The 21,400-nt window shown below is 70.7% G+C and carries 26 protein-coding genes; 14 read left to right on the top strand and 12 right to left on the bottom strand.

What is annotated here, in order from left to right; genetic code table 11:
• The first annotated feature begins 98 nt into the window (after nt 1–98).
• The 4 genes from OG371_RS06350 to OG371_RS06335 are packed head-to-tail and all read left to right on the top strand — an operon-like array spanning nt 99 to nt 3,841.
• Nucleotides 99–2,474: a sensor histidine kinase gene (locus OG371_RS06350; protein ID WP_329066511.1), complete on the top strand. Its 2,376-nt coding sequence runs from the start codon at nt 99–101 to the stop codon at nt 2,472–2,474.
• Entirely contained in the window at nt 2,474–2,890 is a 417-nt protein-coding gene (locus OG371_RS06345) for a roadblock/LC7 domain-containing protein (RefSeq protein ID WP_091611274.1), read from the top strand. Before OG371_RS06350 ends, OG371_RS06345 begins: the two co-directional genes overlap by 1 nt.
• Complete coding sequence (locus OG371_RS06340; RefSeq protein WP_329066506.1) at nt 2,887–3,258, top strand: DUF742 domain-containing protein; 372 nt, start codon at nt 2,887–2,889, stop codon at nt 3,256–3,258. Before OG371_RS06345 ends, OG371_RS06340 begins: the two co-directional genes overlap by 4 nt.
• Nucleotides 3,239–3,841, top strand: a complete 603-nt coding sequence (locus tag OG371_RS06335) for a GTP-binding protein (RefSeq protein ID WP_329066504.1) — start codon at nt 3,239–3,241, stop codon at nt 3,839–3,841. Before OG371_RS06340 ends, OG371_RS06335 begins: the two co-directional genes overlap by 20 nt.
• 6 nt (nt 3,842–3,847) lie before the next feature.
• Here OG371_RS06335 and OG371_RS06330 read toward each other — a convergent pair whose 3' ends face one another.
• A complete protein-coding gene (locus OG371_RS06330; RefSeq protein ID WP_329066502.1) occupies nt 3,848–4,351 on the bottom strand; it encodes a DoxX family protein in 504 nt (167 codons plus the stop codon).
• Nucleotides 4,352–4,489: 138 nt separating this feature from the next.
• Here OG371_RS06330 and OG371_RS06325 point away from each other — a divergent pair, with 138 nt between their 5' ends.
• On the top strand, nt 4,490–4,951 hold the full coding sequence (locus tag OG371_RS06325) for an NUDIX domain-containing protein (protein WP_329066500.1): 462 nt from the start codon (nt 4,490–4,492) through the stop codon (nt 4,949–4,951).
• Here OG371_RS06325 and OG371_RS06320 read toward each other — a convergent pair.
• Nucleotides 4,948–5,607, bottom strand: coding sequence for an HAD family hydrolase (locus OG371_RS06320; protein WP_329066498.1), 660 nt, complete (start codon nt 5,605–5,607; stop codon nt 4,948–4,950). The two genes, OG371_RS06325 and OG371_RS06320, sit on opposite strands and share 4 nt — an antisense overlap.
• A gap of 54 nt (nt 5,608–5,661) precedes the next feature.
• Nucleotides 5,662–6,804, bottom strand: a complete 1,143-nt coding sequence (locus OG371_RS06315; RefSeq protein ID WP_329066496.1) for a metallophosphoesterase — start codon at nt 6,802–6,804, stop codon at nt 5,662–5,664.
• Between the two features lie 147 nt (nt 6,805–6,951).
• Here OG371_RS06315 and OG371_RS06310 point away from each other — a divergent pair, with 147 nt between their 5' ends.
• Nucleotides 6,952–8,001: an aldo/keto reductase gene (locus OG371_RS06310; RefSeq protein ID WP_329066494.1), complete on the top strand. Its 1,050-nt coding sequence runs from the start codon at nt 6,952–6,954 to the stop codon at nt 7,999–8,001.
• The gene (locus OG371_RS06305; protein ID WP_329066492.1) at nt 8,001–8,492 is read left to right on the top strand and encodes a winged helix-turn-helix transcriptional regulator; all 492 of its coding nucleotides are present in this window, start codon (nt 8,001–8,003) and stop codon (nt 8,490–8,492) included. Before OG371_RS06310 ends, OG371_RS06305 begins: the two co-directional genes overlap by 1 nt.
• A gap of 621 nt (nt 8,493–9,113) precedes the next feature.
• On the opposite strand, the gene OG371_RS06300 is transcribed toward OG371_RS06305, so the two are convergent.
• Nucleotides 9,114–9,458 (bottom strand): hypothetical protein, encoded by a 345-nt coding sequence (locus OG371_RS06300; RefSeq protein WP_329066490.1) that lies wholly within the window; start codon nt 9,456–9,458, stop codon nt 9,114–9,116.
• Nucleotides 9,459–9,688: 230 nt separating this feature from the next.
• The gene (locus OG371_RS06295) at nt 9,689–10,633 is read right to left on the bottom strand and encodes a LysR family transcriptional regulator (protein ID WP_329066488.1); all 945 of its coding nucleotides are present in this window, start codon (nt 10,631–10,633) and stop codon (nt 9,689–9,691) included.
• Nucleotides 10,634–10,733: 100 nt separating this feature from the next.
• Here OG371_RS06295 and OG371_RS06290 point away from each other — a divergent pair, with 100 nt between their 5' ends.
• Together OG371_RS06290 and OG371_RS06285 are read left to right on the top strand one after the other, a co-directional pair.
• Nucleotides 10,734–11,669 carry an NADP-dependent oxidoreductase gene (locus OG371_RS06290; RefSeq protein ID WP_329066486.1) on the top strand — a complete coding sequence of 312 codons (936 nt, stop codon included), beginning with the start codon at nt 10,734–10,736 and terminating at the stop codon, nt 11,667–11,669.
• A 43-nt stretch (nt 11,670–11,712) separates the two neighbouring features.
• On the top strand, nt 11,713–12,171 hold the full coding sequence (locus OG371_RS06285) for a VOC family protein (RefSeq protein ID WP_329066484.1): 459 nt from the start codon (nt 11,713–11,715) through the stop codon (nt 12,169–12,171).
• Between the two features lie 5 nt (nt 12,172–12,176).
• Here OG371_RS06285 and OG371_RS06280 read toward each other — a convergent pair whose 3' ends face one another.
• Nucleotides 12,177–12,593: a J-domain-containing protein gene (locus OG371_RS06280; protein ID WP_329066482.1), complete on the bottom strand. Its 417-nt coding sequence runs from the start codon at nt 12,591–12,593 to the stop codon at nt 12,177–12,179.
• A gap of 168 nt (nt 12,594–12,761) precedes the next feature.
• On the opposite strand from OG371_RS06280, the gene OG371_RS06275 reads away from it, so the two are divergent.
• Nucleotides 12,762–13,559, top strand: coding sequence for a TetR/AcrR family transcriptional regulator (locus OG371_RS06275; RefSeq protein ID WP_329072917.1), 798 nt, complete (start codon nt 12,762–12,764; stop codon nt 13,557–13,559).
• Here OG371_RS06275 and OG371_RS06270 read toward each other — a convergent pair.
• The 3 genes from OG371_RS06270 to OG371_RS06260 form a co-directional block, all read right to left on the bottom strand.
• Nucleotides 13,544–14,386, bottom strand: a complete 843-nt coding sequence (locus OG371_RS06270; protein WP_329066480.1) for an urea carboxylase-associated family protein — start codon at nt 14,384–14,386, stop codon at nt 13,544–13,546. The two genes, OG371_RS06275 and OG371_RS06270, sit on opposite strands and share 16 nt — an antisense overlap.
• Before the next feature lie 21 nt (nt 14,387–14,407).
• Nucleotides 14,408–15,316 (bottom strand): SDR family NAD(P)-dependent oxidoreductase, encoded by a 909-nt coding sequence (locus OG371_RS06265; RefSeq protein WP_329066479.1) that lies wholly within the window; start codon nt 15,314–15,316, stop codon nt 14,408–14,410.
• Nucleotides 15,317–15,483: 167 nt separating this feature from the next.
• A complete protein-coding gene (locus tag OG371_RS06260; RefSeq protein WP_329066477.1) occupies nt 15,484–16,338 on the bottom strand; it encodes an SDR family oxidoreductase in 855 nt (284 codons plus the stop codon).
• A 120-nt stretch (nt 16,339–16,458) separates the two neighbouring features.
• On the opposite strand from OG371_RS06260, the gene OG371_RS06255 reads away from it, so the two are divergent.
• Nucleotides 16,459–16,842 (top strand): winged helix-turn-helix transcriptional regulator, encoded by a 384-nt coding sequence (locus tag OG371_RS06255; RefSeq protein ID WP_329066475.1) that lies wholly within the window; start codon nt 16,459–16,461, stop codon nt 16,840–16,842.
• 1 nt (nt 16,843) lies between these two features.
• On the opposite strand, the gene OG371_RS06250 is transcribed toward OG371_RS06255, so the two are convergent.
• Nucleotides 16,844–18,025, bottom strand: a complete 1,182-nt coding sequence (locus OG371_RS06250; protein ID WP_329066473.1) for a lytic transglycosylase domain-containing protein — start codon at nt 18,023–18,025, stop codon at nt 16,844–16,846.
• Between the two features lie 173 nt (nt 18,026–18,198).
• A complete protein-coding gene (locus tag OG371_RS06245) occupies nt 18,199–18,690 on the bottom strand; it encodes a GNAT family N-acetyltransferase (RefSeq protein WP_329066471.1) in 492 nt (163 codons plus the stop codon).
• 67 nt (nt 18,691–18,757) lie between these two features.
• Here OG371_RS06245 and OG371_RS06240 point away from each other — a divergent pair, with 67 nt between their 5' ends.
• Nucleotides 18,758–19,336 (top strand): TetR/AcrR family transcriptional regulator, encoded by a 579-nt coding sequence (locus OG371_RS06240; protein WP_329066469.1) that lies wholly within the window; start codon nt 18,758–18,760, stop codon nt 19,334–19,336.
• 6 nt (nt 19,337–19,342) lie between these two features.
• Here the strand turns inward: OG371_RS06240 and OG371_RS06235 are convergent, their stop codons facing one another.
• Nucleotides 19,343–20,308, bottom strand: coding sequence for a helix-turn-helix domain-containing protein (locus tag OG371_RS06235; protein WP_329066467.1), 966 nt, complete (start codon nt 20,306–20,308; stop codon nt 19,343–19,345).
• Between the two features lie 52 nt (nt 20,309–20,360).
• Between OG371_RS06235 and OG371_RS06230 the strand changes: the two genes are divergently transcribed.
• Both OG371_RS06230 and OG371_RS06225 read left to right on the top strand, forming a co-directional pair.
• Nucleotides 20,361–20,750 (top strand): cupin domain-containing protein, encoded by a 390-nt coding sequence (locus OG371_RS06230; protein WP_329066465.1) that lies wholly within the window; start codon nt 20,361–20,363, stop codon nt 20,748–20,750.
• A gap of 52 nt (nt 20,751–20,802) precedes the next feature.
• Complete coding sequence (locus OG371_RS06225; RefSeq protein ID WP_329066463.1) at nt 20,803–21,309, top strand: winged helix-turn-helix transcriptional regulator; 507 nt, start codon at nt 20,803–20,805, stop codon at nt 21,307–21,309.
• The last annotated feature ends 91 nt before the right edge of the window (nt 21,310–21,400 follow it).

The following is a 21,400-nucleotide window of genomic DNA, read 5'->3' as shown; positions in this document are numbered from 1 at the left end:
CGGGGTGACCCGAACCGCAGCTACTGCCGGAAGGAATACGGGCCACGGTGAAGCAGAATTCTGTTCGACGCAACCGAGGGTCGTCGATTCGATCACGCGTGCTCTCGATCGCGCTGATTCCGAGCGTCGCTCTACTGCTCGTCGGGATCGCGCTGGCGGGCTACCTCATCACCGACGCGGTGAAGGCGCGTGACTACGCGAACAAGATCCGCGCGTCGGAGAACCCGGGCATCTCGTTCATCGTCGCGGCGGAGCAGGAGCGCCAGCTGACGATGAGCGTGCTCGCCGGGCAGGGCTCGGCGCGCCCGACGCTGCTGGCGACACGGCCGAAGACCGACGCCGCGGCCGGCCAGATCAGCGCGTTGCTGCAGGGCAGCTTCGCCGACGACAGCACGGTGCCGGCGAGCGTGAAGCAGAACATCGCCACGTTCGCCTCGCTGTACGGGAAGATCCACGAACTCCGCCAGCAGGTCGACGCCGGCCAGCTCCCGCTGCTGCAGGCGTTCACCTTCTACAACCAGATCATCGACCAGTTCACCCAGGGCGTCGCCGGTCTGGCCCAGGCCGCCCGCGGCGCGGAGAACGCTTTCGCGCGGCTTTCGGCCATCCCGATCTTCAACGCCGCCGAGGAGATGCAGCGCAGCGACGCGCTCTCCACTGCGGGGCTCGCGGCCGGCGGCCTCCGCGGTGACGAGCTGCGGGCGTACGTCGGCGAGGTCGGCGCGTACCACGCCCAGCTCGAACAGTCCGTGCCGCAGATGATCCCCGAGGTGCGCGCGAGTTACGACAAGCTCGTCGCGAGCCCGGACTGGAAGACCGTGAACCAGGTCGAGGCGGCGTTCCTGGCCGGCGGGGCGAACCAGCTGCCCGTTCCGCAGGAGCAGTGGCGCACCGCCGCCCACCAGGTGGCGACCACGATGATGACGCTTTTCGTCACGCAGAGCGCGAATGCGACCAACGCGGCCATCAGCGACGCCGACCGCACCCTGGTGAACTCGATCATCGCGGGTGTCGTCGCGATGCTGATCGCGATCGCAGTCGTGCTCGTCGCCCTGCGGTTGTCCCGGCGCTTCATCGCGCGGCTCGCGCGGCTGCGGGAGGACACCCTCGACGCGGCCGAAGTGCGGCTGCCCGAACTGGTGGAGCAGGTCCGCGCCGGACAGCCCGTGGACCTCGAAGCCGGCGGTCACTTCCTCGACCACGGCACCGACGAGATCGGCCAGGTCGCCGAGGCCTTCAACAAGGCGCAGTCGGCGGCCATCGCGGCCGCCGTCGAAGAGGCCAAGACCCGGGAGGGCACCAAGGCGGTGTTCCTCAACATCGCCCACCGCAGCCAGGTGATCGTGCACCGGCAGCTGAAGGTGCTCGACCAGGCCGAGCGCAAGCAGGAGGACCCGGACCAGCTGGACACGCTGTTCCAGCTCGACCACCTGTCCACCCGCGCCCGCCGCAACGCCGAGAACCTGATCATCCTCGGCGGCGGCCAGCCGGGACGGCAGTGGCGGCAGCCGGTCGGGCTCGCCGAGCTGGTCCGCGGCGCCGCGGCCGAGACCGAGGACTTCGCGCGGGTGAAGACGGCCACGCTGCCGTCGATCGCCGTGCGCGGCCCGGTCGTCGGCGACCTCGTGCACCTGCTCGCGGAGCTGATCGACAACGCGACTTCGTTCTCCCCGCCCGAGTCGCGGGTGGAGCTGCGCGGCAACGTGGTCGGCAAGGGCGTGGTCATCGAGGTCGAGGACCAGGGCCTCGGCCTGGAGCGCGAGCAGACCGAAGAGCTCAACGAGATGCTGGCGGACCCGCCCGACTTCGGCATCATGGCGCTGTCCGACGAGCCCCGCCTCGGCCTGTTCGTGGTCGCTCGGCTGGCTTCGCGGCACGGGATTTCCGTGCACCTGCGCGAATCCGCGTACGGCGGCACCCGGGCGATCGTGCTGGTGCGGACCGACCTGCTCGCCCCGATCAGCGAGGTGACGCCGGACCCCGAGCCCGGGGAGCCCGCCGACACGCCGATCCCGGACCAGCCGGCCGTCGCGGACGTCACGCGGATCGGACGACGCTCGCGGCACCGCGCCATGCCGCCCGGCCCAGTCGCAGTTCCGCCCGCCCCGGTCGCGGTCCCGCCGGTTCCGGTCGCCGCCGTCCCGCAGCCGGAACAGCAGCCGCCCGCCCGGCCGCCGCGTCCGCCGCAGCCCGCGTGGCCGGCCCGCGAGCCCACGCCGGAAAACGGCCGGCCGCAGCAGCCGCGCCGGCCCGAGGCGCCCGGCCGGCCGCCGCTGCCGCAGCGCCGTCGTCAGCAGAACCTCGTCCCGCAGCTGCGGGCGGACCGGCCCGAACCGGAGCGGGAAGAAACCCGTGAGGACTCGCCGGAGATCGTCCGCGACCGGCTGGCGGCGTTCCAGCAGGGCACCCGGCGCGCCCGCGCGACGGACGCCGGATCCGGTTACTTCGACACCAGGTACGGAGATCGCGAGTAATGGCCAACAACGGCGTCAATGAGCTCGACTGGCTGCTCGACGACCTCGTCAAGCGGGTCGCCGGTGCCGACCGGGCCGTGGTCCTGTCCTCGGACGGGCTGCTGATCGGCCGGTCCGGCACACTGTCCGAAGAGGACGCCGAGCACCTTTCCGCGGTGGCCTCGGCGTTCCAGAGCCTGGCCCGCGGCACCGGCCGGCACTTCGGCGGCGGCAATGTCCGCCAGACCATGGTGGAGATGGACCACGCATTCCTCTTCGTCACCGCCGCCGGCCGCGGCGCCTGCCTCGCCCTGCTGGCGAGCGAGGACGCCGACATGGGCCTGGTCGCGTACGAGATGAACCTGATGGTCAAGCGGGTGGGCGCGGTCCTCACCGCGGCGCCGAGGGCCGGGGTGGTCCAGCGGACTTCGCCATGAGCGCACGGCACGAGTCCTGGTACGACGACGAGGCCGGCCCGCTGGTCCGGTCCTACGCGGTGACCGGCGGGCGCACGCGGTCCGGCACGCTCGCCCTGGACCTGATCACCCTGGTCGTTGCCATGCGCACGGCGCGGGAGTCCGGTGTCGGCGAGCCGGAGTACGCGCGGATCCTTTCGCTGTGCCAGAAGCCCACTTCCGTCGCGGAAGTGGCCGCTCGCGTCGACCTGCCGCTGCCGGTGGTGAAGGTGCTGCTGAGCGACCTGATCGAGCAGAACCTGGTGCTGTTCCGTACCGCGGCGCCGGTGAGTGAAGCCCCCAGTCACCACGTACTCCAGGCGGTTCTTGATGGCATCCGAAAGCTCTGAGCCCCGGCGGACCCTGACCGCGACCGCGGTCAAGGTCCTGATCGCCGGTGGCTTCGGGGTCGGCAAGACGACGATGGTCGGCTCGGTCAGCGAGGTGGCGCCACTGCGCACCGAAGAAGTGATCACCACCGCTTCGGAGGGCGTCGACGACCTCGCCGGCGTCGAGCAGAAGACCACGACCACCGTCGCGCTCGACTTCGGCCGGATCACCATCAACCCCGAGCTGATCCTGTACCTGTTCGGCACCCCGGGACAGGACCGGTTCTGGTTCATGTGGGACGAGCTGGCCGAGGGCGCGCTCGGCGCCGTGGTCCTCGCCGACACGCGACGGCTCGAGTCCTGCTTCGCGGCTGTGGACTTCTTCGAGCGCCGCGGTTTGCCGTTTGTCGTTGGTGTCAACTGCTTCGACGGCGCGTACCGCTACGGCACCGAGGAGGTGCGCGCGGCGCTCGACCTCAGCCAGGAAGTCCCGCTGCTGCTGTGCGACGCACGCGAGCGGGACTCCACCAAGCAGGTGCTGACGATCCTCATGGAACACGTGATGGACCGCAACGACCTCGCTGCGGCCCACCCCGGTCACTGAGCCCGGTCACTGAGCGCGGCGCTTGCGCCCCAGTGCGAACGAGCCCGGCCCGAACACCGCGATCAGCAGGAAGATCCACGAGTACAGCGCGGCGGGCTCGCCCATGTTGTGCAACGGCAGCAGGCCGACCGGCGCGTGCACGGTGAAGTAGGCGTACGCCATCGTGCCGGACAGCAGCACCGCCGCGGGCCGCGTGGCGAACCCGGCCAGCACGAACACCGCGCCGACGACCTCGATCACCCCGGCCCACCAGCCCGGCCACTGCCCGAACGGCACGGCCATCCCGGCCCCGTCGATCCCGCCGAGCAGCCCGAAACCCTGAAGGCCGTGGCAGAGGAACAGGAACGAGACCACGACGCGGAAGGCGGCCAGCACCCCGGGGCGGCCCTGGGCCCGGACGGCGGCGGTGAGTTTGCCGCGGATGCCGTGGCTCGTGGTCCGGTCTTCGCGGGTGTCCTGGCTGGTGGTGCCGGACTGGGTGCGGGTCGCGGTGGTGGTGGTGATGCTCATGGCTGGGGTCCTTCCGTAGGGGCGTTCTCCGTGCTTTCACCGAGGCGTCGAACGGCCCGGCCGCGGATCGACATCCGCCCGGAAACTTTTTTCGCACCGTCTTCGATCCCGGTCGGCGCGGCCCGGCAGACTGTGCCGATGGTTGCCAAACGCAGTGCCGGGCTGCTGCTCTTCCGCCGTCACGACACCGGGGTCGAGGTGCTGCTCGGGCACATGGGCGGCCCGTTCTGGGCGAAGAAGGACGCGGCCTCGTGGTCGCTGCCGAAGGGCGAGCTGGAGCCGGACGAGGAGCCGGAGACCGCGGCGCGGCGCGAATTCACCGAGGAGCTGGGGCTGCCGGCACCCGACGGTGAGTACCGGCCGCTCGGCGAGGTCAAGCAGTCGGGCGGGAAGGTCGTCACGGCCTGGGCCGTCGAGGGCGACCTGGACCCGGCCGCGGTGGAGCCCGGGACGTTCGAGATGGAGTGGCCGCCGCGATCCGGGCGCCGGCAGGAGTTCCCGGAAATGGACCGGGTCGAGTGGTTCGGGCTGACCGCGGCGCGGGAGAAGCTCTTGAAGGGCCAGCTGCCGTTGCTGGACCGGCTCGTCGAGCTGCTCTAGCCGGCTCCGCGTCCGAGCACCGCGAGCAGATCGTCCAGCGGCCGGTCGGCGAAGGACGGCAGGATCAGGTCGGCGTGGCCGAAGTCCAGGTCCACCGTGATCGGGTTCGGCACCGCGACGGTGGTGATCCCGGCGGCTTTCGCGGCGCTGACACCGTGCGGCGAGTCTTCGAACGCGATGGCTTCGTCAGCGGTGACGTCGAGCGTCGCCAGGGCCGCGAGGTAAGTGTCCGGATGGGGCTTGGCCGCGTGCCGGTCGCCAGTCTCCACGGACGTGAAGCGGGCGGCGAGGCCCAGCCGATCGAGCTGGCCGTGCACCCAGGTGCCGGACGAGCTGGACGCCACGCCGAGCCGCAGCCCGCGCGCGTCCGCCGCGTCGAGGTAGTCGAGCACGCCTTCGCGCGGGCCGCCGGTTTCCAGCAGTTCCAGGACCCGGGCGCGCATCCCGGGGCGCAGGGTCTCCGGGTCCGGCACGTGTTTGCCCAGCAGCGCCAGCATCGTCGACGCCGTGTTCTGCGTGCCGATGACGGTGTGCCAGACGTCCAGCGGCAGTTCCGCGCCGTGCTTGCGGAAGGTCTCCTGCCAGGACTGGAGTACTGCGGCTTCGGTGTCGGCCAGCGTGCCGTCGAAGTCGAAGATCAAAGCTCGCGTGACCACTCCGGCAGACTGCCGCACCGCGTCCCGGGGCGGCAAGGCGGAGTGGCGGGCGGCTCAGTGCGCGGTTTCGCGGCGCAGCGTGAGCAGCGTGATCTCGTTTGGCGCGAACACACGGAACGGCGGGCCCCAGAAGCCGGAGCCGCGGCTGTTGTAGAGCTGGGTGCGGTCGCCGTGGCGCGTCAGGCCGGACAGGGTGGGCTGGTCGAGGCGGACCAGGAGGTGGAACGGCCAGATCTGGCCACCGTGGGTGTGTCCCGAGATCTGCAGGTCGACGCCGGCTTCGCTGGCCTGCGTCACCTGCTTCGGCTGGTGGGCCAGCAGCACGACGGGCAGCTCCGGGTCCGCGCCGGCCAGCGCGGCGGGCAGGTCGGGGCCGTGGCCGGGGAGGCCGGACGTCGCGCCGGTCGGGTCGTCGATGCCCGCGAAGAGCACTCCGTCGCCGTCTCGCTCGATGACGGTGCTGCGGTTGTGCAGCGCGTCCCAGCCGAGGCTGGTCATGTGGTCGAGCCAGGCCTGGGCCTCGCCGAAGTACTCGTGGTTCCCGGTGATGTAGAACCGGCCGAGCCGGGCCTCGACGCCGCCGAGCGGGTCGACCTGCTTGCGGCGCCTGGCCACCGAGCCGTCCGCGAGGTCGCCCGCGTGGCAGACGACGTCGGCCTGCAGCCGGTTCAGCTCGGCCACCACCCGCTCGGACCACTTCGTGCGGTCGATCGGGCCGTAGTGGGTGTCGGTGATCACCGCGACGCGCAGCCCGTCGACGCCGGCGCCGAGCCGCGGGATCACGACGTCGACCTCCTTGACGGGAGGCACGCGCATCGCGATCCGGTTGCCCGTCACGAGCAAGACGGCCGAAACGACGAGCACTGCGCCCGCGACGATCCGCGGGCGGGCGGGATCGTCCACACCGGACAGTGCGAGCGCCGGCCGCAGCACGTGGCCGAGCACGCTCCAGGTGAACAGCACCCAGATCGAGCCGAGCACCACGTCGCCGGCGCGGGCGGCCGCGTCGCTCTGCGCCGGGCCGTGGCCGCGGAACATCAGGAGCGGGAACCCGATCATCGCCGCCGCGAACACGACCGTGCCGATGACGGTGCCCGCCACCGGCCAGTCCGGCAGCAGCACGAACACCGTCCACGGCTCGCCGAACAACAGGAGCAGGGCGATCACCAGCATCGCGGCCAGGCGAACTCGACGCATCACAGTGGCCATCCCTCGTCATCCGGTCCCTGGACAACCCAGCGTAGCCGGAATCGCCGGCTAACGGCCCGATGGGCTGTTACCCCTCGAGGCACTGCCGTTTACGTGGTAACTTGCATATTGATAGTCACTAGGCGGAGGTGGACCATGCGTTACCGGACGTTCGGGCGTCGCACGGGTTTGCGGGTTTCGGAGTACGCGCTGGGCACGGGCAACTTCGGCACGGCTTGGGGCGCGGGCGCCGACGCAAGCGAGTCCCGCAAGGTCTTCAACCGCTTCGCCGAGGCGGGCGGCACGCTGATCGACACGGCGGACGGCTACCAGTTCGGCGAGTCGGAGAAGCTGCTCGGCGAATTCCTCGGCGCGGAGCGGGACAACTTCGTCGTCGCCACCAAGTACACGCGCGGCGCCTCGCCCGGCCGTGGCTCGGTGACCGCGAGCGGCAACAGCCGCCGGACCATGGTGCGCTCGGTGGAGGAGAGCCTGACGCGGCTGAAGACCGACCGGATTGATTTGTACTGGGTGCATTTCCCGGACGGCGTGACGCCGATGGAAGAGATCCTGCGCGGGCTGGACGACCTGGTCTCGTCGGGCAAGATCCTGCACGCCGGCCTGTCGAACTTCCCGGCCTGGCGCGTTTCGTGGGCCGCGGCGACGGCGGACTTGCGTGGCTGGGCGCCGCTGGCCGGGATCCAGGTGGAGTACAGCCTGGTCGAGCGAACCGCGGACCGTGAACTGCTGCCGATGGCCGAGGCGCTGGGGCTGGGTGTCGCGCTGTGGTCGCCCCTCGGCGGCGGTCTGCTGACCGGCAAGTATCGCGCCGGCGCGTCGGGTCGGCTGGAGGACTGGGGCCGCCTGGTGCACACCGAGGACAGCACGCAGAAGACCGCGGTGGTCGATGTACTGCTGGACGTCGCGCGCGAAGCCGGCGTGACACCGTCGCAGGCCGCCGCGGCGTGGCAGCTTTCGCTCGCCCAGCAGTCTCCCACGACGCTGGTGCCGGTGATCGGCCCGCGCAACGTCGCGCAACTCGAGGATTACCTTGGCGCACTGGACGTTTCCTTGTCTGCCGAGCAGTTGTCGCGGCTCGGCGAGGTGAGCGCGGTGCCGTTGGGCAATCCGCACGAGGCCGCGGCCGGCGTGTCAACGGACATCGTCGGCGAGTCTTTCGTCCGCAACCCGATCCCGGTCGTCTGATGGCGTCGCGCACAGATCTCGGCGGCGCGGAGTGCCCGATCGCGCGCTCCCTGGACGACGTAGGGGAATGGTGGAGCATGCTCATCCTCCGTGACGCCTTCGACGGGTACACAAGGTTCGACGAGTTCCAGCGAAACCTCGGCATCGCACCGAACATGCTGACCCGCCGCCTCCGCAAACTCGTCGACGGGGGTTTGCTGGAACGCCGCCGCTACCAGGCCCGCCCGCCTCGACACGAGTACGTGCTCACCACCCGCGGCCGCGAGTTCTTGCCGGTGCTGATCACCCTGGCAGGTTTCGGTGACCGTCACGTGCCAGCTGATTCCCGGAGCATCCAGCTGATCAACCGAACTTCGGGCGAACCGGTGGACGCCGTGCTCGTCGACCGCCGCACGGGCCTGCCGCTCGACGAGCTTGATGTGGGTTTTGCCGCGGGTCCCGGCGCTAGTGCGGGGATGCGGGAGCATTACGCATTGTCCTCAAAGGACTGATGGGCCTCCTGTGGGGAAGATGGAACGGTTGGAGTGACCGGGACGGCCGCGGTGGCTGTGGCGGCAAGGTCGAAGCCGCTGGAGTACCCGTGGTGCCTGCGGCGGCTACATGGACGCAACTGGAGTGGCCGCGGTGCCTGGGACCGAAGCGGTTGCTGCGGCCGGGCTGGTTGGGGTGCCTGGGATGGCTTCCTGGAGGAAACTGGAGTGGCCGCGGCGGCTGGAGCGGAAGCAAATGGTGCGGCCGCACTGGTTGGAGCGGCTGGGGCTGAGCGGCTGAAGCGGTCAGGGGGCTGAGGGGAACCTCCGGGCGTGGTTCGGGCAGTCGGATTGGCTGGGGCAGCTCGGCGGAAGGCATTGGGGCGGCTGGGATGTTGGGGTGCCCAGGTGGAAGCCGTTGAGGTGGCCGGGATGTCAGGGAGTTAGGTGGAGGCCGCTGGGCTGACCGGGGTGTTGGGGTGGCTAGGTGGAAGCCGCCGGAGTGGCCAGGATGTCGGGGCGTTAGGCGGAGGCCGCTGGGCTGATCGGGGTGTTGGGGCGGCTAGGTGGAAGCCGCTGGAATGGCTGGGATGTCGGGGCGGCTCGGTCGAAACTGTTGGAATGGCTGGGATGTTGGCGTGGCTAGGTCGAAGCCGCTGGAGTGGCAGGGATAGTCGGGGCAGTTGGGGTGGCCGAGGTGGTGGGGGCGACCGGGGTGGGTTCGGGTGTCGGGTTGAGCCAGCGCCATTCGGGGGTGCCGGGATTCATCACGTCGGCGGCCAGGTGGGCCTGGTGTGGGGTCAGGTAGCCGGCGAGGGCGGCTAGTTCCGCGGCCACACCGATGTCGATTTCGCCGTCCTGTAAGGCTTTTTGGGTCTCCGGCAGGTCGTTGGCGAGTGCTGTGGCGAGGGCGGTCATGGCAGCTATCTCCGTGGCGGACAGGGCGAGGCGGCGGGTGACTTCGGTGGTTCGGCGGGGTGGTTTCATGGTTCTACGATATCGAACACATGAGCGAATGGCAGTCGCTTGATGGGGTGAAGGCGGCCAGGGGGCTCATGCGGCCAGCCGCTCATGCGGAGATTCGGACTGCTGACGCAGCGAGTCGAACCGCTGATTTGGAGAGCCGGGCTGCTGGTGCAGCGAGCCGGACTGCTGATGCGGAGAGCCGGATCGCGCATGCGGCCGGGCTGCCCGGACCGTGCAAACCCGCCACCCGCTCATGCGTCGGGCTGACCGCCAGGGCTCGCCTCGCTGCCGACGGGTGCTGCCGCCCGCGCCGCATCCTGCTGATTGCGGGTCCCGCCGAGTGGCTGGGTGTCGCCGAGGTCGGCATCTCCCACCCCAGCGCTCCCCACCCCAACAGTCGCAGCCTGCGCCGCCAACAGCGCCTGAGCAGCCGCAGTAAGCCGAGAAACAGTCGTGCGTGCGGCCGGGAGCCAGGCCAGAACCAGTTGCGTGGCAGGGTATCCCCGAACCGGCACCACCCGCACCGTCCCGCCGAGCCGGTCGCGAACGCTGTCCCCGACAACGACCACCAGCTGTCCGAGCGCGACGCGGTCGACCATGGTGTCCAGTGCCTCGTTCGGCATCTGCGCCGCGTAGCCCGGCAGGGCCTCGACCTCGGCGAGGGTCACGAACGGCCGGTCGGCCAGTGGGTGGCCCGCCGGAAGCAGCGCTATCGGCTGTTCCAGTCCCAGCTCCATCAGCTCCAGACCGGGGATGGCGGCCGACTGGCACATGAGGGCGATGTCCGCAGTGCCGTCCCGGAGGGCGCTGATCTCGTCGTAGGTGAAAACGACGTCGACGAGCACCCCCTGCGTGCCGGCGGCGAGCAGGGCAGGAAGGACGCCGGGGCCGGCCGACGGGCGGACAGCGACGGTGATCCGTTGCCGATCGGCGGCCTTGTGCGCCTTACGCACGGCGGTGTCCATCGCCGCCAGGATCGCGCGGCATTCGGCCAGGAAGACCTCGCCCGCGGCGGTCAGCGTCACCTGGCGCGTGGTGCGCTCCAGCAGCGGGACGCCGACGCGCCGTTCCAGCTGGGCGATGGCGCGGGAAAGCGGCGGCTGGGTGATGCCGAGGCGCTCCGCGGCCTGGCCGAAGTGCAGCGTCTCGGCGACCGCCACGAAATAGGCCAGCTCCCGGGTCTCCAGCTGATTCATGCCTCCACGGTATTACCCGTTGCCCAGACCGTCATTGCCGCGCCACGCACGCCCTGGTCAGCTGGAGGTGCCAACCCGAACCACTAGAAAAGCTGGAGTCATGAAAGCTGTTCAGTACCGGACCTTCGGTGGACCCGAGGTCCTCGAAATCGTCGACCTCCCGGAACCGAAGACGTTCGCTGATTTCGTCCTGGTGCGGATCGAGGCGGCGGGGCTCAATCCGGCGGATCTGGCGTACCAGAGCGGAGCCGTGGACTTTCTCGTGGATTCCCTCTTCCCCGTGACGCCCGGCTGGGACCTGGCCGGGGTCGTCGAGCGGCTCGGCGCCTCGGCGACCGGATTCCGGCCCGGCGACGAGGTGATCGGGTACGTCCGCGGCAAGGCCATGCACTACGGCACCTACGCGGAGAAGATCTGGGCCGAACCGCACCAGCTCATCCGCAAGCCGAAGAACCTGACCTGGGCCCAGGCCGCCGGGCTGCCGGTCGCCGGGCTCACCGCGTACCAGGCGATCCTGCACAGCCTCCGGGTGACGGAAGGCGACACGGTCCTTGTCCACGGTGCGGCAGGCGGAGTCGGGCACCTCGCCGTCCAGATCGCCGTGGCACAGGGAGCCCGGGTGCTCGGCACGGGCTCCGAGGCCAGCCAGGCGTTCATCGAGTCACTCGGCGCGACGCCGGTGCGGTACGGCGACGAACTCGTCGACCAGGTGCTGAAGATCGTTCCGGACGGAGTCGATGCCGTGCTCGACACCGCGGGCCGCGGCTCTCTGGCCACGACGCCGGCGCTCGCCGCCCCGGGGGTGCGGGCCGCTTCCATCACGCAGTCCCTCACCGATTATCCCGGGACCATCGCCGTTTACCTCAAACTCGACGGCGAGGACCTGACCGGGCTGGTGGAGCTGGTCGAGTCGGGCAAGGTCACGGTGCACGTCGACCGCGCCTTCCCACTGGAGGAGGCGGCGGACGCCCAGCGGCTGCTGGCCGGCGGCCACGTCCGGGGCAAGGTCGTCCTGGAGAACCGCAGGAATAGGTGACCAGCCGTAGCCGGAGTCCCGTCACTTCACCGAGGAGAAACCCGTGCCTTTCCACCACATCTGCGTCATGGTGAGCGATCTGGACCGATCGCTGCCGTTCTACCGGGACCTGCTGGGATTCAAGAACGTCCTGGCCGACCACGCCGAGCCCGGCGGCGGCTGGTTCGACGCCCCGACGCTCGACGACATCCTCGGCACGAAAAACGCGTCGAACCGGATCGTGATCGTCGCCGATGATTCCGGCGCCACACTGGAGCTGCAACAGGCGCACAATCCGCGCACCACCAAGACCCCGGACGAATACCTGCGTTACGGCGCGACCGGCCTGGCGGAGCTGGCGATCGCGGTGACCGACATCGACGACCTCTTCCAGCGGGTCAAGGCCGCCGGTCACGAGACCCAGACCGGCTACATCTGGTCCCCCTCACCCGGGCTCCGGTCTTTCCTGTTCTACGACCCCGACGGCGCACTCATCCAGGCCATGGAAACCCGAGCCGCGTAACCCGCTCACCCGCGCGCGGCGCGCCACTCCTGCACGGTTTCCTCGACGTCCAGCGGCACGGCGGTCAGCGGCGGCCCGACCTGTGGGCGGCGGTGGGCGTCGCGGATCCGGGCGTTGAGGTCTTCGACGATCTCGCGCACCCGCCGTTCCGCGCGGACCTTCGCCAGCTTCGCGGGCAGGTCCTGGATTTCCCGCGGCAACGCGAGCGACGGCGGCAGCAGGTCGATGGCGCTGAGGTCGTCTTCCTTCAGCCGCTGCCGCACCCACTCGGTGGCGCTGTCCCGGCCCGTGGGCTTCGGCAGGGGCTTGCCCGCGCCGGGCAGATCGTCGAAGTCGCCGCGTTCCTGCGCGGCGTTGATCTGCCGGTCCACCCAGGACCCGAAGGACGCGCCGATCGGCTTGCGCTTGGTCGCGGGAACCACCTCCAGTTCTACTGACGGTAGCCGGGTGAGGTCCGCGGCGGATGGGTCGAAGGTCCCGGATCGGCCGGTAGGATCGCCGGTGACCACTGGCGCCGGGGCAGGGGAGCGGGCTGCGCGATGACCGTCGAAGGCGAGCGGACCGGCAAGGACACGGCCGCGCTGAGGCCCATGCCGGCCGGTTCGTGCGGCGAAGAGCCGACCGTCGACGACCAGATCGACCGGACCCTGCGCCTGCTCTGGCGGGACCGGGAGGTCCGCGCGGGCGAGCCGGCGCGGGGGCGGCGTCCCACGCTCACCGTCGCCCGCATCGTCGCCGCGGCCATCGCGGTCGCCGACGCCGACGGCCTGGCCGCCACGTCGATGCACCGCGTGGCCAAGGAACTGGGCGCGGGCACGATGACCCTCTATACCTATGTGCCGGGAAAAACCGAGCTGGTCGACCTGATGGTGGACGACGCACTGGTCGAACGCCGCCTGCCCAAGCCCGGCGAGCCCCGGCTCGGCGACTGGCGCGCACAGGTGAAGCTCTACTCCGACCGCACGCGCGAAGTCCATCGACGGCACCCGTGGCTGCGCGAGATGTCCCGCGTGCGGCCGGCGCTGGGCCCGGGGCAGCTCGCCGGGCAGGAGTACCTGTTGTCCATAGTGGACTGTCTTGGGCTGCCCCCGCGCCTGGCCGTCGCCGCGGCCAACAGCATCGCCACCCACGTGGACGCGAACGCCGCGCTCGAGGCCGAGAGCGCCCACCTGGAGCGCAGTACCGGCCAGTCGAACGACGCGTGGTGGGATCAGCGCTCGTCGTTCTGGGGCAAGTACTTCGACATCGAAGCGCACCCGGCCATGAACCGCACCTGGCTCGGCGGCGGGTTCGACCAGAGCGCGGGCGAACAGGCGGCTGAAGCGTACGAATTCGGGCTTGACCGGTTGCTGGACGGGATCGAGCGCGGCCGCTACTTCGAAGACTGACCCTCGGGCACGCGGATCCCATGCAGGCCACGGTATTCCGCGCGCCCAGGCGGGTTCCAGCCGTCAAGAAGGTCCGTGGCGGGCCGGTAGACCTCGATGCCGATCGGGTGGCAGACGTCGATCGGATCGCGGGCGTCGGGGCCCCACAACGGGATCGAGAGGTCGCCGCCGGGGCAGGTGGACAGCGCGCAGAGCAGGTCCTGCTCGGCGAAGAACTCCAGGTGGTCGCCGGGCCGGGCGGGGCAGGCCGCCATGAAGTACTTGTCTTCGGCGGTCAACCCGGTGCATTGGAAGACATTGAGCACGTCGTGCACGTCGAACTCGGTCAGGCCGTACGGGAGGACGGCGCGCACCAGGTTGGAATGGCAGTGGAAGTCGAAGTCCTCGCCGGTGAGCATCCGGTTGACGTACGGGTCGCAGCGCGTGCCGAGCAGGTCGTGCACGCGGCCGCCGTCGGCGTCGGTGCCGTAGTCCGCCAGCGTGTCCGCGGTGATGGTGAGCAACGGGCGCAGGAACGGCAGTGTCGACCAGAGCCGGTCGAACGTGCTCACGTGCGCGCGCTGCAGCTGCCGGGTGCGCGAAGCCCACAGCCGTTCCCGCGGATCGTGCCGGTTCCACACGTTGAGGTCCCCGACCTGCGGGCCCTCGACGGTGACGATCCGGCACAGGTGGCCCTGCGGCACGGTCCACGCCCGCCCGGAGCGGATCGGGATCTCGAACGCCTCGACCAGCTCGTGCGCGCTGTGGCTGCTGGCGAGCCGTCTGTAGAACTCACGGTCCACGTCGAGGGCGCCGCCCGCGGCCGCCTGATAGGCGGGTTCCACCATGGCCGATCTCCTTCCGGAGGTTCATACCGTGAATACGACGCCGGTCAGCTTTTCGGAAAGCTCCCACAACCGGGCGGCTTTTGCCGGGTCGCGGTCGGCGGCAGTGGCCCGGTGCCGCACCGGACGGCCGGCGGTCGCCCGGCTCGGGCCGTAGTACTCGCCGCCGACGGCAGACGGGTCGGTCGCCGCGCGAACGGCGGGCCAAGCACCGTGATCCTCGCCCTGCGTGATCGGTGAAAGGCGGGCGAGCCGCGAAGGCTTGCTGATGCCTTCGCGCGAGGGGCTCCCGCCGTCGAGGCAGAGGCCCGGATGAGTGAGGACACAGTGGACGTCCACATTGGACGCACGCAGCCGTCGATCCAGCTCGAGGCCGAACGACGTCACGGCGTGCTTGGACAGGCCGTACGCCCGGAATTCCGAGTACTTTCGCTCACTCTGCAGATCGTCGAGATCGAACTTCACCAGCAGGGAGATGAGGCTGCCCGTCGGGACCACGCGGCTGCCGGGCGTCGACTTCAGTACCGGCATGGCCAGCGCGGTCAACGCGAAGTGACCGAGGTGGTTCGTGCCCAGGGCCAGCTCGAAGCCCTGCTTGGTGGTCTGCCGCGTGCGGCCGGGCGACGTCGTGCCCGCGTTTTCGACCAGCGCGTCGACCCGTCCCAGCCGGACCAGCGCCTCGGCCGCCGACGCCACCGACTCGAGGTCGGCCAGGTCCAGCGGGATGGTGCTCACCTCCGCCGCGGCGCCGACGTGCCCGCGGATGGCGGCCACGGCGGTGCGCAAGCGCTCGGGATTCCGGCCGAGGATGACCACGTGCGCGCCGGCCGCGGCGAGCTGCTCGGAGATGAAGTAGCCGATCCCGGAGTTGCCCCCGGTCACCGCGTAGGTCCGGCCGGACAGGTCAGGCGGCGACCCGGGGTTCCAGGACACGATCCCTCCAGCACCTCGGGGACTCGGACTGCCCGAACTATAGGGAGGTCGCCGCCCGGCCGGCACCGCGGAGCCGTGTCTCAGATGGCTGGTCTCGTGAGTGCCGCAGGTAGCGGATGACGCTTTCCCTGCACTGGGCGCGTGGAAAGCGTCATCCGCTACGCCGACTAAGCCGCCAGGGCCGCCGCGATCGAGTCGGCGATCGGCGTCGTCGGCCGTCCGATCAGCCGCGACAGGTCGCCCGGCGTGCCGGCGAGCAGACCCCGGCCGATGGCGTCGTCCACACCCGTCAGCACCTCGGCGAACGCCTCCGGCAACCCGACGGAGATCAGGATCTTCGTGTTCTCCTCCGGGCTCACGGAGTTGTGCACCACCGGCTTGCCGCTCTGCCGGGCGACCTCGGCGGCGAACTCCCCGAACGTCCATGCCTTGTCGCCGCTCAGCTCGTACGCGGCGTTCAGGTGCCCTTCGGTGCGCAGCACGATCGCTGCCGCGGCCGCGTAGTCCGCGCGGCTCGCCGTGGCGATGCGGGCTTCCGGCGGAACGCTGTTGGTGACGGCGCCGCGCGCGACCGTGTCCGCGAGGCCGGCGGTATAGACGTCGCTGTACCAGTTGTTGCGCAGGAACGTATACGGCAGACCGGAAGCGAGGATCAGGTCCTCGGTGACGCGGTGCTCCTCGGCGAGCGCGAAGTCCGCCTTCGGGCCGCCGAAGACGCCCGTGTACGCGAGTTGCGCGACGCCCGCAGCCTTCGCGGCGTCGACCACGGCGGTGTGCTGCGGAACGCGCCTGCCCGCGTCGGGACCGGAGATCAGCAGCACGCGATCGCCCGGCCCGAACGCGCCTTCGAGCGTCTCCGGCCGGTCGTAGTCGCCGACGTGCACGTGGACGCCCAGGCCGGCGGCCTTCTCCTTGCTGCGGGCGATGGCGGTGACGTCGTCCGGTGCGACCCCCGCCGCCAGCAGGTCCGCGACGACGAGCTGGCCGAGCTGGCCGGTGGCTCCGGTGATGACGATGCTCATGCTGATGGTCCTCAGGTCGGGTGGACGATGCGTCGCTAACCTTAGGAGTGGTACTAACTCAGGGATAGTACCCACTTTGGGGTAAGGTACTGGTGTTCCCGTAATCGAGGAGGATCGGGCATGACCGAGGCGATCGACCTGGCCCCCGACGTCAAGCGCGCGGACTGCCCGTCGCGCGGCGTGCTCGAACACGTCACCAGCCGGTGGGGCGTGCTGGTGCTCGTCGCGCTGCTGGAGCGCTCGTTTCGGTTCAGCGAGCTGCGCCGCGAGGTCGGCGGCGTGAGCGAGAAGATGCTGGCTCAGACCCTGCAGACGCTGGAACGCGACGGTTTTGTGGACCGCGACGCCAAGCCGGTGATCCCGCCGCGCGTCGACTATTCGCTCACCGCGCTCGGGCGCGAGGCGGCCGAGCAGGTGTGGTCGCTGGCGCGCTGGACCGAGCGGCGGGTTCCGCAGGTTCTGGCGGCGCGCGAGGACTACGACCAGGCGCGCCGCGACTCCTGAGTCAGCCGGCCGGCGTGCTGGTGGTCGCCGGCGCTGAGCTGCTGCCCGAGCCCGCCGGGGCACCCGAGGACGACGTGGTGGTCGGGGTCGTCGGCGTGGTGGGAGTGGTCGGCGGCGGGCTGTCGCTGGTCGGCGTGCTCGACGTCGGACTGGTCGGCGTTGTGGGTGTGGTCGGGCTGGTCGGTGTGCTCGTGGGCGAGCTGCTGGTCGGCGTCGTGCTGGTCGGCGGCAGCTGCGAAGGCGGCACGCTCGACGGCGGCGGCTGCGTGACCGGCGGCGCCGGATCCCCGCCCGGGCTGCCCGCGGCCGCGTCGACGGCGCCCGGCCCCGGCGGCGCGCCGATCGGGACCTGGCTGTCCGGCAACTGCGAGACCCCGCCGCGGTACGCCGCGGCGTAGGACATCACGGTGTCCACATAGGACTGCGAATTGTTGTACCGGCGCACGGCCAGCCGCTGCATCGCGTCGCTGGACAGGTCCAGCCCGCCGGAGCACAGGTACCGCGCGGTGGCCAGCGACTCGTCGTAGACGTTGTTCGGGTCGGCGATGCCGTCGCCGTTGCCGTCGGAGGCGTAGCCGTTCCAGGTCGACGGGATGAACTGCATGGCGCCGACAGCGCGGTCCCACGTGCGGTCGCCGTCGTAGCGGCCGCCGTCGGTGTCGCGGATCGCGGCGAACGCGCCGGCGCCGTTGAGCACCGGGCCCAGGATCGGCTCGAGGGTGTTGCCCTTCGCGTCGACGTAGCCGCCGCGCGCGTGGTTCGACTCGATGCGGCCGATCGCGGCGATCAGCTCCCAGTCGAGGTGGCAGCCGGGCTGCTCCTTGGCCATGATGTCGGCCGCGTTCTTGTACGCCTTGAGCATGCTGCCGGGAATGCCGAGCGGCCCGGACGGCGCCGAGGACCCGTTGCCGGCCTGCGCGCCGGGCACCATCAGCGGCGAGGGCACCGGCGGCTGCGGCAGGCTGCCGTCCACGGCGATCGGCGGGAGCGCGATGTCCGGCGGGAAGAACGGCGCGGCCAGCGCCGGCTGCCCGCCGCCAAGCGGGCTCTGCACGGCGAGCGGGGCCGGCAGGCCCGACGCGGTCACCGTCGGCAGCACGACGAGCGCGCCACCCGCGAGGGCGGCCGCCGTCCGGTGCCGGACCGAGCGGGCGCGTTCCGGGCGTGGCCGGTGTTTCGGCATGTGGTCACTCCCCGTCTGTTGGACCTGCACCGCTCGCCAAGTTAGCCGATGCCGACGGGATTCGGTGAGCCACTGAGCGGAATTTGTCCTAGACGGCCAACTTTCGTCCATCTGGCATAAATCCATCGTCGGCCGACTGTCCTTTTTCACCAAGGTTTTACTGGTGCAACCGGCTATTCGACCGCGTTTTCGGGGAATAGGCCGAATGGAGTAACGGCGGTGATTTCGCGGGCGTAACAGCGGGCCAGCGGGTCTCCGCGATACGCGCCGAAAGCGTCGATCGCGCGGTACCCCTCACGTTCGTAGAAACGCATCGCGTCCGGCTGGCGGATGCCGGTCTCCAGCAGCAGCCGGGTGACGCCGTAGCTGCGGGCCTGCTCTTCGAGGGCACGCAGCAGCCGGGTGGAGAGACCTGAACCGCGGGCTTCCGGGACGACGTACATGCGCTTGATCTCGGCCTCGCCCGGGCCGAGCCGGCGTAGGCCGCCGCACCCGACGGGCTTGCCGTCCTGGTCACGCGCGACCAGGAACAGCGCGATGCTTTCGGCGGTCGGGACCGGCCCGGCTTCGTGGTCCGGGGTCTCGTAGCGGGCGTTCAGCTCGTCTCGCTGCGCCTGCCGGAGCGTGACGGCGTCGGGAGAGTCCCAGGGCTCGATGCTGATCACGGCACTCCCGGGGTAGCAGTCTCGGAACACCTGTTACGGTAACTGACGTTACGGAACGGAGGCCGGGATGCCAAGACAGCGTGACGTCACCGCTCAGCGGGAACTCCTGTCCGGCGCCGTCTGGCAGGTGCTGGCGGAGGAGGGGTTGCCCGGCCTGACGGTCCGCGCGGTCGCCGCCCGCGCCGGGTGCACGAGCGGGCTGGTCATGCACACGTTCCCGACCAAGCGGGCGCTGCTGCTGCACGCCCGGGAGCTGCTGCACGAGCGCACCGCCGCCCGCGCGGACGCGTTGCAGGACGCGGGCGGCGAGCCTCGGGCCGTGCTGCGCGACGTGCTTCTCCGGGCGGTCACGCTCACCCCCGAAGCGGCCGACGAGGCGCGCGTCTGGGTCGGGTTCCTCGCCGCCGCGCTGGCCGATCCGGAACTGGCCGCCCGGCACCGCGCGAACAACCGCTCGTTTGTCACCCGGATCGCGCGGCTGACCGGCGCCGTCGGTCCTGAGTGGACAGACGAGCGGTGCCGAGCGGTGGCGAAACGGCTGGTGGCCTTGGCCGAAGGCCTCAACACCCTGGCCGCCGCGGATCCGGAGACTTATTCGCCGGCCATGCAGCGCGACGCGGTCGCCGCTGCTGTTGCCGCGCTGTAAGCCGCGCTAGGCGGCCGGGCCGAAGCGTCGCCGGTACTCCGAAGGGCTCAGCCCGGTGTGCCGCCGCAGCTGGGCGCGGAGGTTGGCCGCCGTGCCGAAGCCGCTGGCGGACGCGATGTGGTCGAGGCGCAGTTCGCCGCGTTCGATCAGGCGGCACGCCAGCGTGACGCGTTCGGTGGTCAGCCACGACAACGGCGTGGCGCCGAGTTCCGCGCGGAAACGGCGGTGCAGTGTGGCCGGGCTCGTGGCAGCACGCGCGGCCAGATCGGCGACGGTCAGCGCGCGGCCGAGGTTCGCCCGCGCCCACTCCAGCACCGGCGCGAGCGAGGTGTCCGGGACCGCCGGCACCGGACGGGCCACGAACTGCCGCTGGCCGCCGTCGCGGTGGCCGGCGAAGACCAGCCGCCGGCTGACGGCGTTCGCGATTTCCGCGCCGTGGTCGCGCTGGATCACGTACAGGCCCAGGTCCAGGGCCGCCGCGCTGCCCGCTGCCGTGAGCACGTTGCCCTCGTCGACGAACAGGACGTCCGGCTCCAGCCGCACCCGCGGGTATCGGGCTATGAACTCCGCCGCCCAGCGCCAATGCGTGGTCGCCCGCCGTCCGTCCAGAACACCCGCTTCGGCGAGGGTGAACGCGCCGGTGCAGAAGCTCATCAGCCGCGCGCCCCGCTCTTGCGCGCGCCGGATCGCGGCCAGCACGCCGGGGTGCGCGGGCGTCTCCGGATCCGGGCGGTTCGGCACGATCACCGTGTCCGCCGCGTCGACGGCGTCCAGCCCCGCGACCCCGGACAGCGTGAACATCCCCAGGTGCATGGTCACTTCCGGGCCGGCGGAGGCGAGTGTGAACTCGTACCACGGCCGGTCCAGCTCGGGCCGGCGCAAGCCGAACAGCTCGGTGGCGACGCCCATTTCGAACGGGTTCGAGCCCTCGTCCACCACCATCACGACCCGGTGCGAGGATTCTTGCGGCATATGCGATTCCTAGCACTCCCGCCGCCGCCTGGCCAGGCCGAAAATCGGCTTCATGAGCGAAAACCCGATCAACCTCCAGTCCGTGCTCGACGGTTTCGACGCCGTGTGGAGCCCCCGCATCGTCGACACCGTCAACGACTACGACATCCGCCTCGCCCGCTTCGCCGGCGAGCACGTGTGGCACGTCCACGAGGAAACCGACGAGTTCTTCCTGGTCCTCGACGGCGAGATCGGGATCGGCCTGCGCGAGCCCGCGGGCGAACGGGTGGTCACGGTGACCCGCGGATCGGTCTTCGTGGTCCCGCGCGGCACGTTCCACAAGCCGTCTTCGAAGGCGGGCGCGGCCGTGCTGCTGGTTGAGCCGACGGGCACGCTCTCGGTGGGCGACCAGCACGAAGAAGTGCCCGACTATGTGGACGTGACGGTCGGCCATCGCGTCTGATTATGGCCTTCAACTGCTGAGTTTCAGTCTGAGACGGCGTACCCTCGGCGCCATGAAACGGACTTCCTTCGCGCAGTGGCCGTGCTCCATCGCGAGGACCATGGACCTGCTCGGGGACTGGTGGACGCCGCTGGTGCTGCGTGACGCGTTCTACGGCGTCACGCGCTTCGACGAGTTCCAGCAGGCGCTCGGCATCGCGCGCAACACCCTCGCCGACCGGCTCCGGCGGCTGGTCGACGAGGGCCTGCTGGAGAAGCGGCCGTACCAGGCCGAGCCGGTGCGGTACGACTACGTGCTGACCGAGAAGGGCCGCGACTTCTGGAGCGTGCTCGCGGCGATGACGGCGTGGGGCGACCGCTGGCTCGCCACCGAGGCCGGACCGCCGATAACCATGCAGCACAAGGACTGCGGGCACGACACCCACGCCGAAGTCGTGTGCGCGGAATGCGGCGAGCGGCTGACGGCGGAGTCGACCCGGATGCGCCGCGGCCCCGGCTTCCCGGAGCGGATCGCGCACCGGCCCGACGTCGAGGCGCGGTTCGCCCGGCAGGAGGCCTAGCGCCGCCCACGCGTTGACAATCAGGGTTTCACTACGCAACTATCGTGGTCAGAGGCCATTGGCAGGGAGACGAGCGAGGAGGCGCACCACG

It is taken from the genome of Amycolatopsis sp. NBC_01480 (assembly GCF_036227205.1).
Lineage (GTDB): Bacteria > Actinomycetota > Actinomycetes > Mycobacteriales > Pseudonocardiaceae > Amycolatopsis.
The sequence above is the reverse complement of the archived record's forward strand: the minus strand, read 5'-3'. Positions and strand labels throughout refer to the sequence as shown.

Excerpts from the sequence above, each read along its gene's own strand:
- OG371_RS06345 (WP_091611274.1), top strand. The coding sequence starts at position 2,474 with ATGGCCAACAACGGCGTCAATGAGCTCGACTGGCTGCTCGACGACCTC.
- OG371_RS06340 (WP_329066506.1), top strand. The coding sequence starts at position 2,887 with ATGAGCGCACGGCACGAGTCCTGGTACGACGACGAGGCCGGCCCGCTG.
- OG371_RS06335 (WP_329066504.1), top strand. The coding sequence starts at position 3,239 with ATGGCATCCGAAAGCTCTGAGCCCCGGCGGACCCTGACCGCGACCGCG.
- OG371_RS06330 (WP_329066502.1), bottom strand. The coding sequence starts at position 4,351 with ATGAGCATCACCACCACCACCGCGACCCGCACCCAGTCCGGCACCACC.
- OG371_RS06325 (WP_329066500.1), top strand. The coding sequence starts at position 4,490 with ATGGTTGCCAAACGCAGTGCCGGGCTGCTGCTCTTCCGCCGTCACGAC.
- OG371_RS06315 (WP_329066496.1), bottom strand. The coding sequence starts at position 6,804 with ATGCGTCGAGTTCGCCTGGCCGCGATGCTGGTGATCGCCCTGCTCCTG.
- OG371_RS06310 (WP_329066494.1), top strand. The coding sequence starts at position 6,952 with ATGCGTTACCGGACGTTCGGGCGTCGCACGGGTTTGCGGGTTTCGGAG.
- OG371_RS06305 (WP_329066492.1), top strand. The coding sequence starts at position 8,001 with ATGGCGTCGCGCACAGATCTCGGCGGCGCGGAGTGCCCGATCGCGCGC.
- OG371_RS06300 (WP_329066490.1), bottom strand. The coding sequence starts at position 9,458 with ATGAAACCACCCCGCCGAACCACCGAAGTCACCCGCCGCCTCGCCCTG.
- OG371_RS06295 (WP_329066488.1), bottom strand. The coding sequence starts at position 10,633 with ATGAATCAGCTGGAGACCCGGGAGCTGGCCTATTTCGTGGCGGTCGCC.
- OG371_RS06290 (WP_329066486.1), top strand. The coding sequence starts at position 10,734 with ATGAAAGCTGTTCAGTACCGGACCTTCGGTGGACCCGAGGTCCTCGAA.
- OG371_RS06275 (WP_329072917.1), top strand. The coding sequence starts at position 12,762 with ATGCCGGCCGGTTCGTGCGGCGAAGAGCCGACCGTCGACGACCAGATC.
- OG371_RS06270 (WP_329066480.1), bottom strand. The coding sequence starts at position 14,386 with ATGGTGGAACCCGCCTATCAGGCGGCCGCGGGCGGCGCCCTCGACGTG.
- OG371_RS06260 (WP_329066477.1), bottom strand. The coding sequence starts at position 16,338 with ATGAGCATCGTCATCACCGGAGCCACCGGCCAGCTCGGCCAGCTCGTC.
- OG371_RS06255 (WP_329066475.1), top strand. The coding sequence starts at position 16,459 with ATGACCGAGGCGATCGACCTGGCCCCCGACGTCAAGCGCGCGGACTGC.
- OG371_RS06250 (WP_329066473.1), bottom strand. The coding sequence starts at position 18,025 with ATGCCGAAACACCGGCCACGCCCGGAACGCGCCCGCTCGGTCCGGCAC.
- OG371_RS06240 (WP_329066469.1), top strand. The coding sequence starts at position 18,758 with ATGCCAAGACAGCGTGACGTCACCGCTCAGCGGGAACTCCTGTCCGGC.
- OG371_RS06235 (WP_329066467.1), bottom strand. The coding sequence starts at position 20,308 with ATGCCGCAAGAATCCTCGCACCGGGTCGTGATGGTGGTGGACGAGGGC.
- OG371_RS06230 (WP_329066465.1), top strand. The coding sequence starts at position 20,361 with ATGAGCGAAAACCCGATCAACCTCCAGTCCGTGCTCGACGGTTTCGAC.
- OG371_RS06225 (WP_329066463.1), top strand. The coding sequence starts at position 20,803 with ATGAAACGGACTTCCTTCGCGCAGTGGCCGTGCTCCATCGCGAGGACC.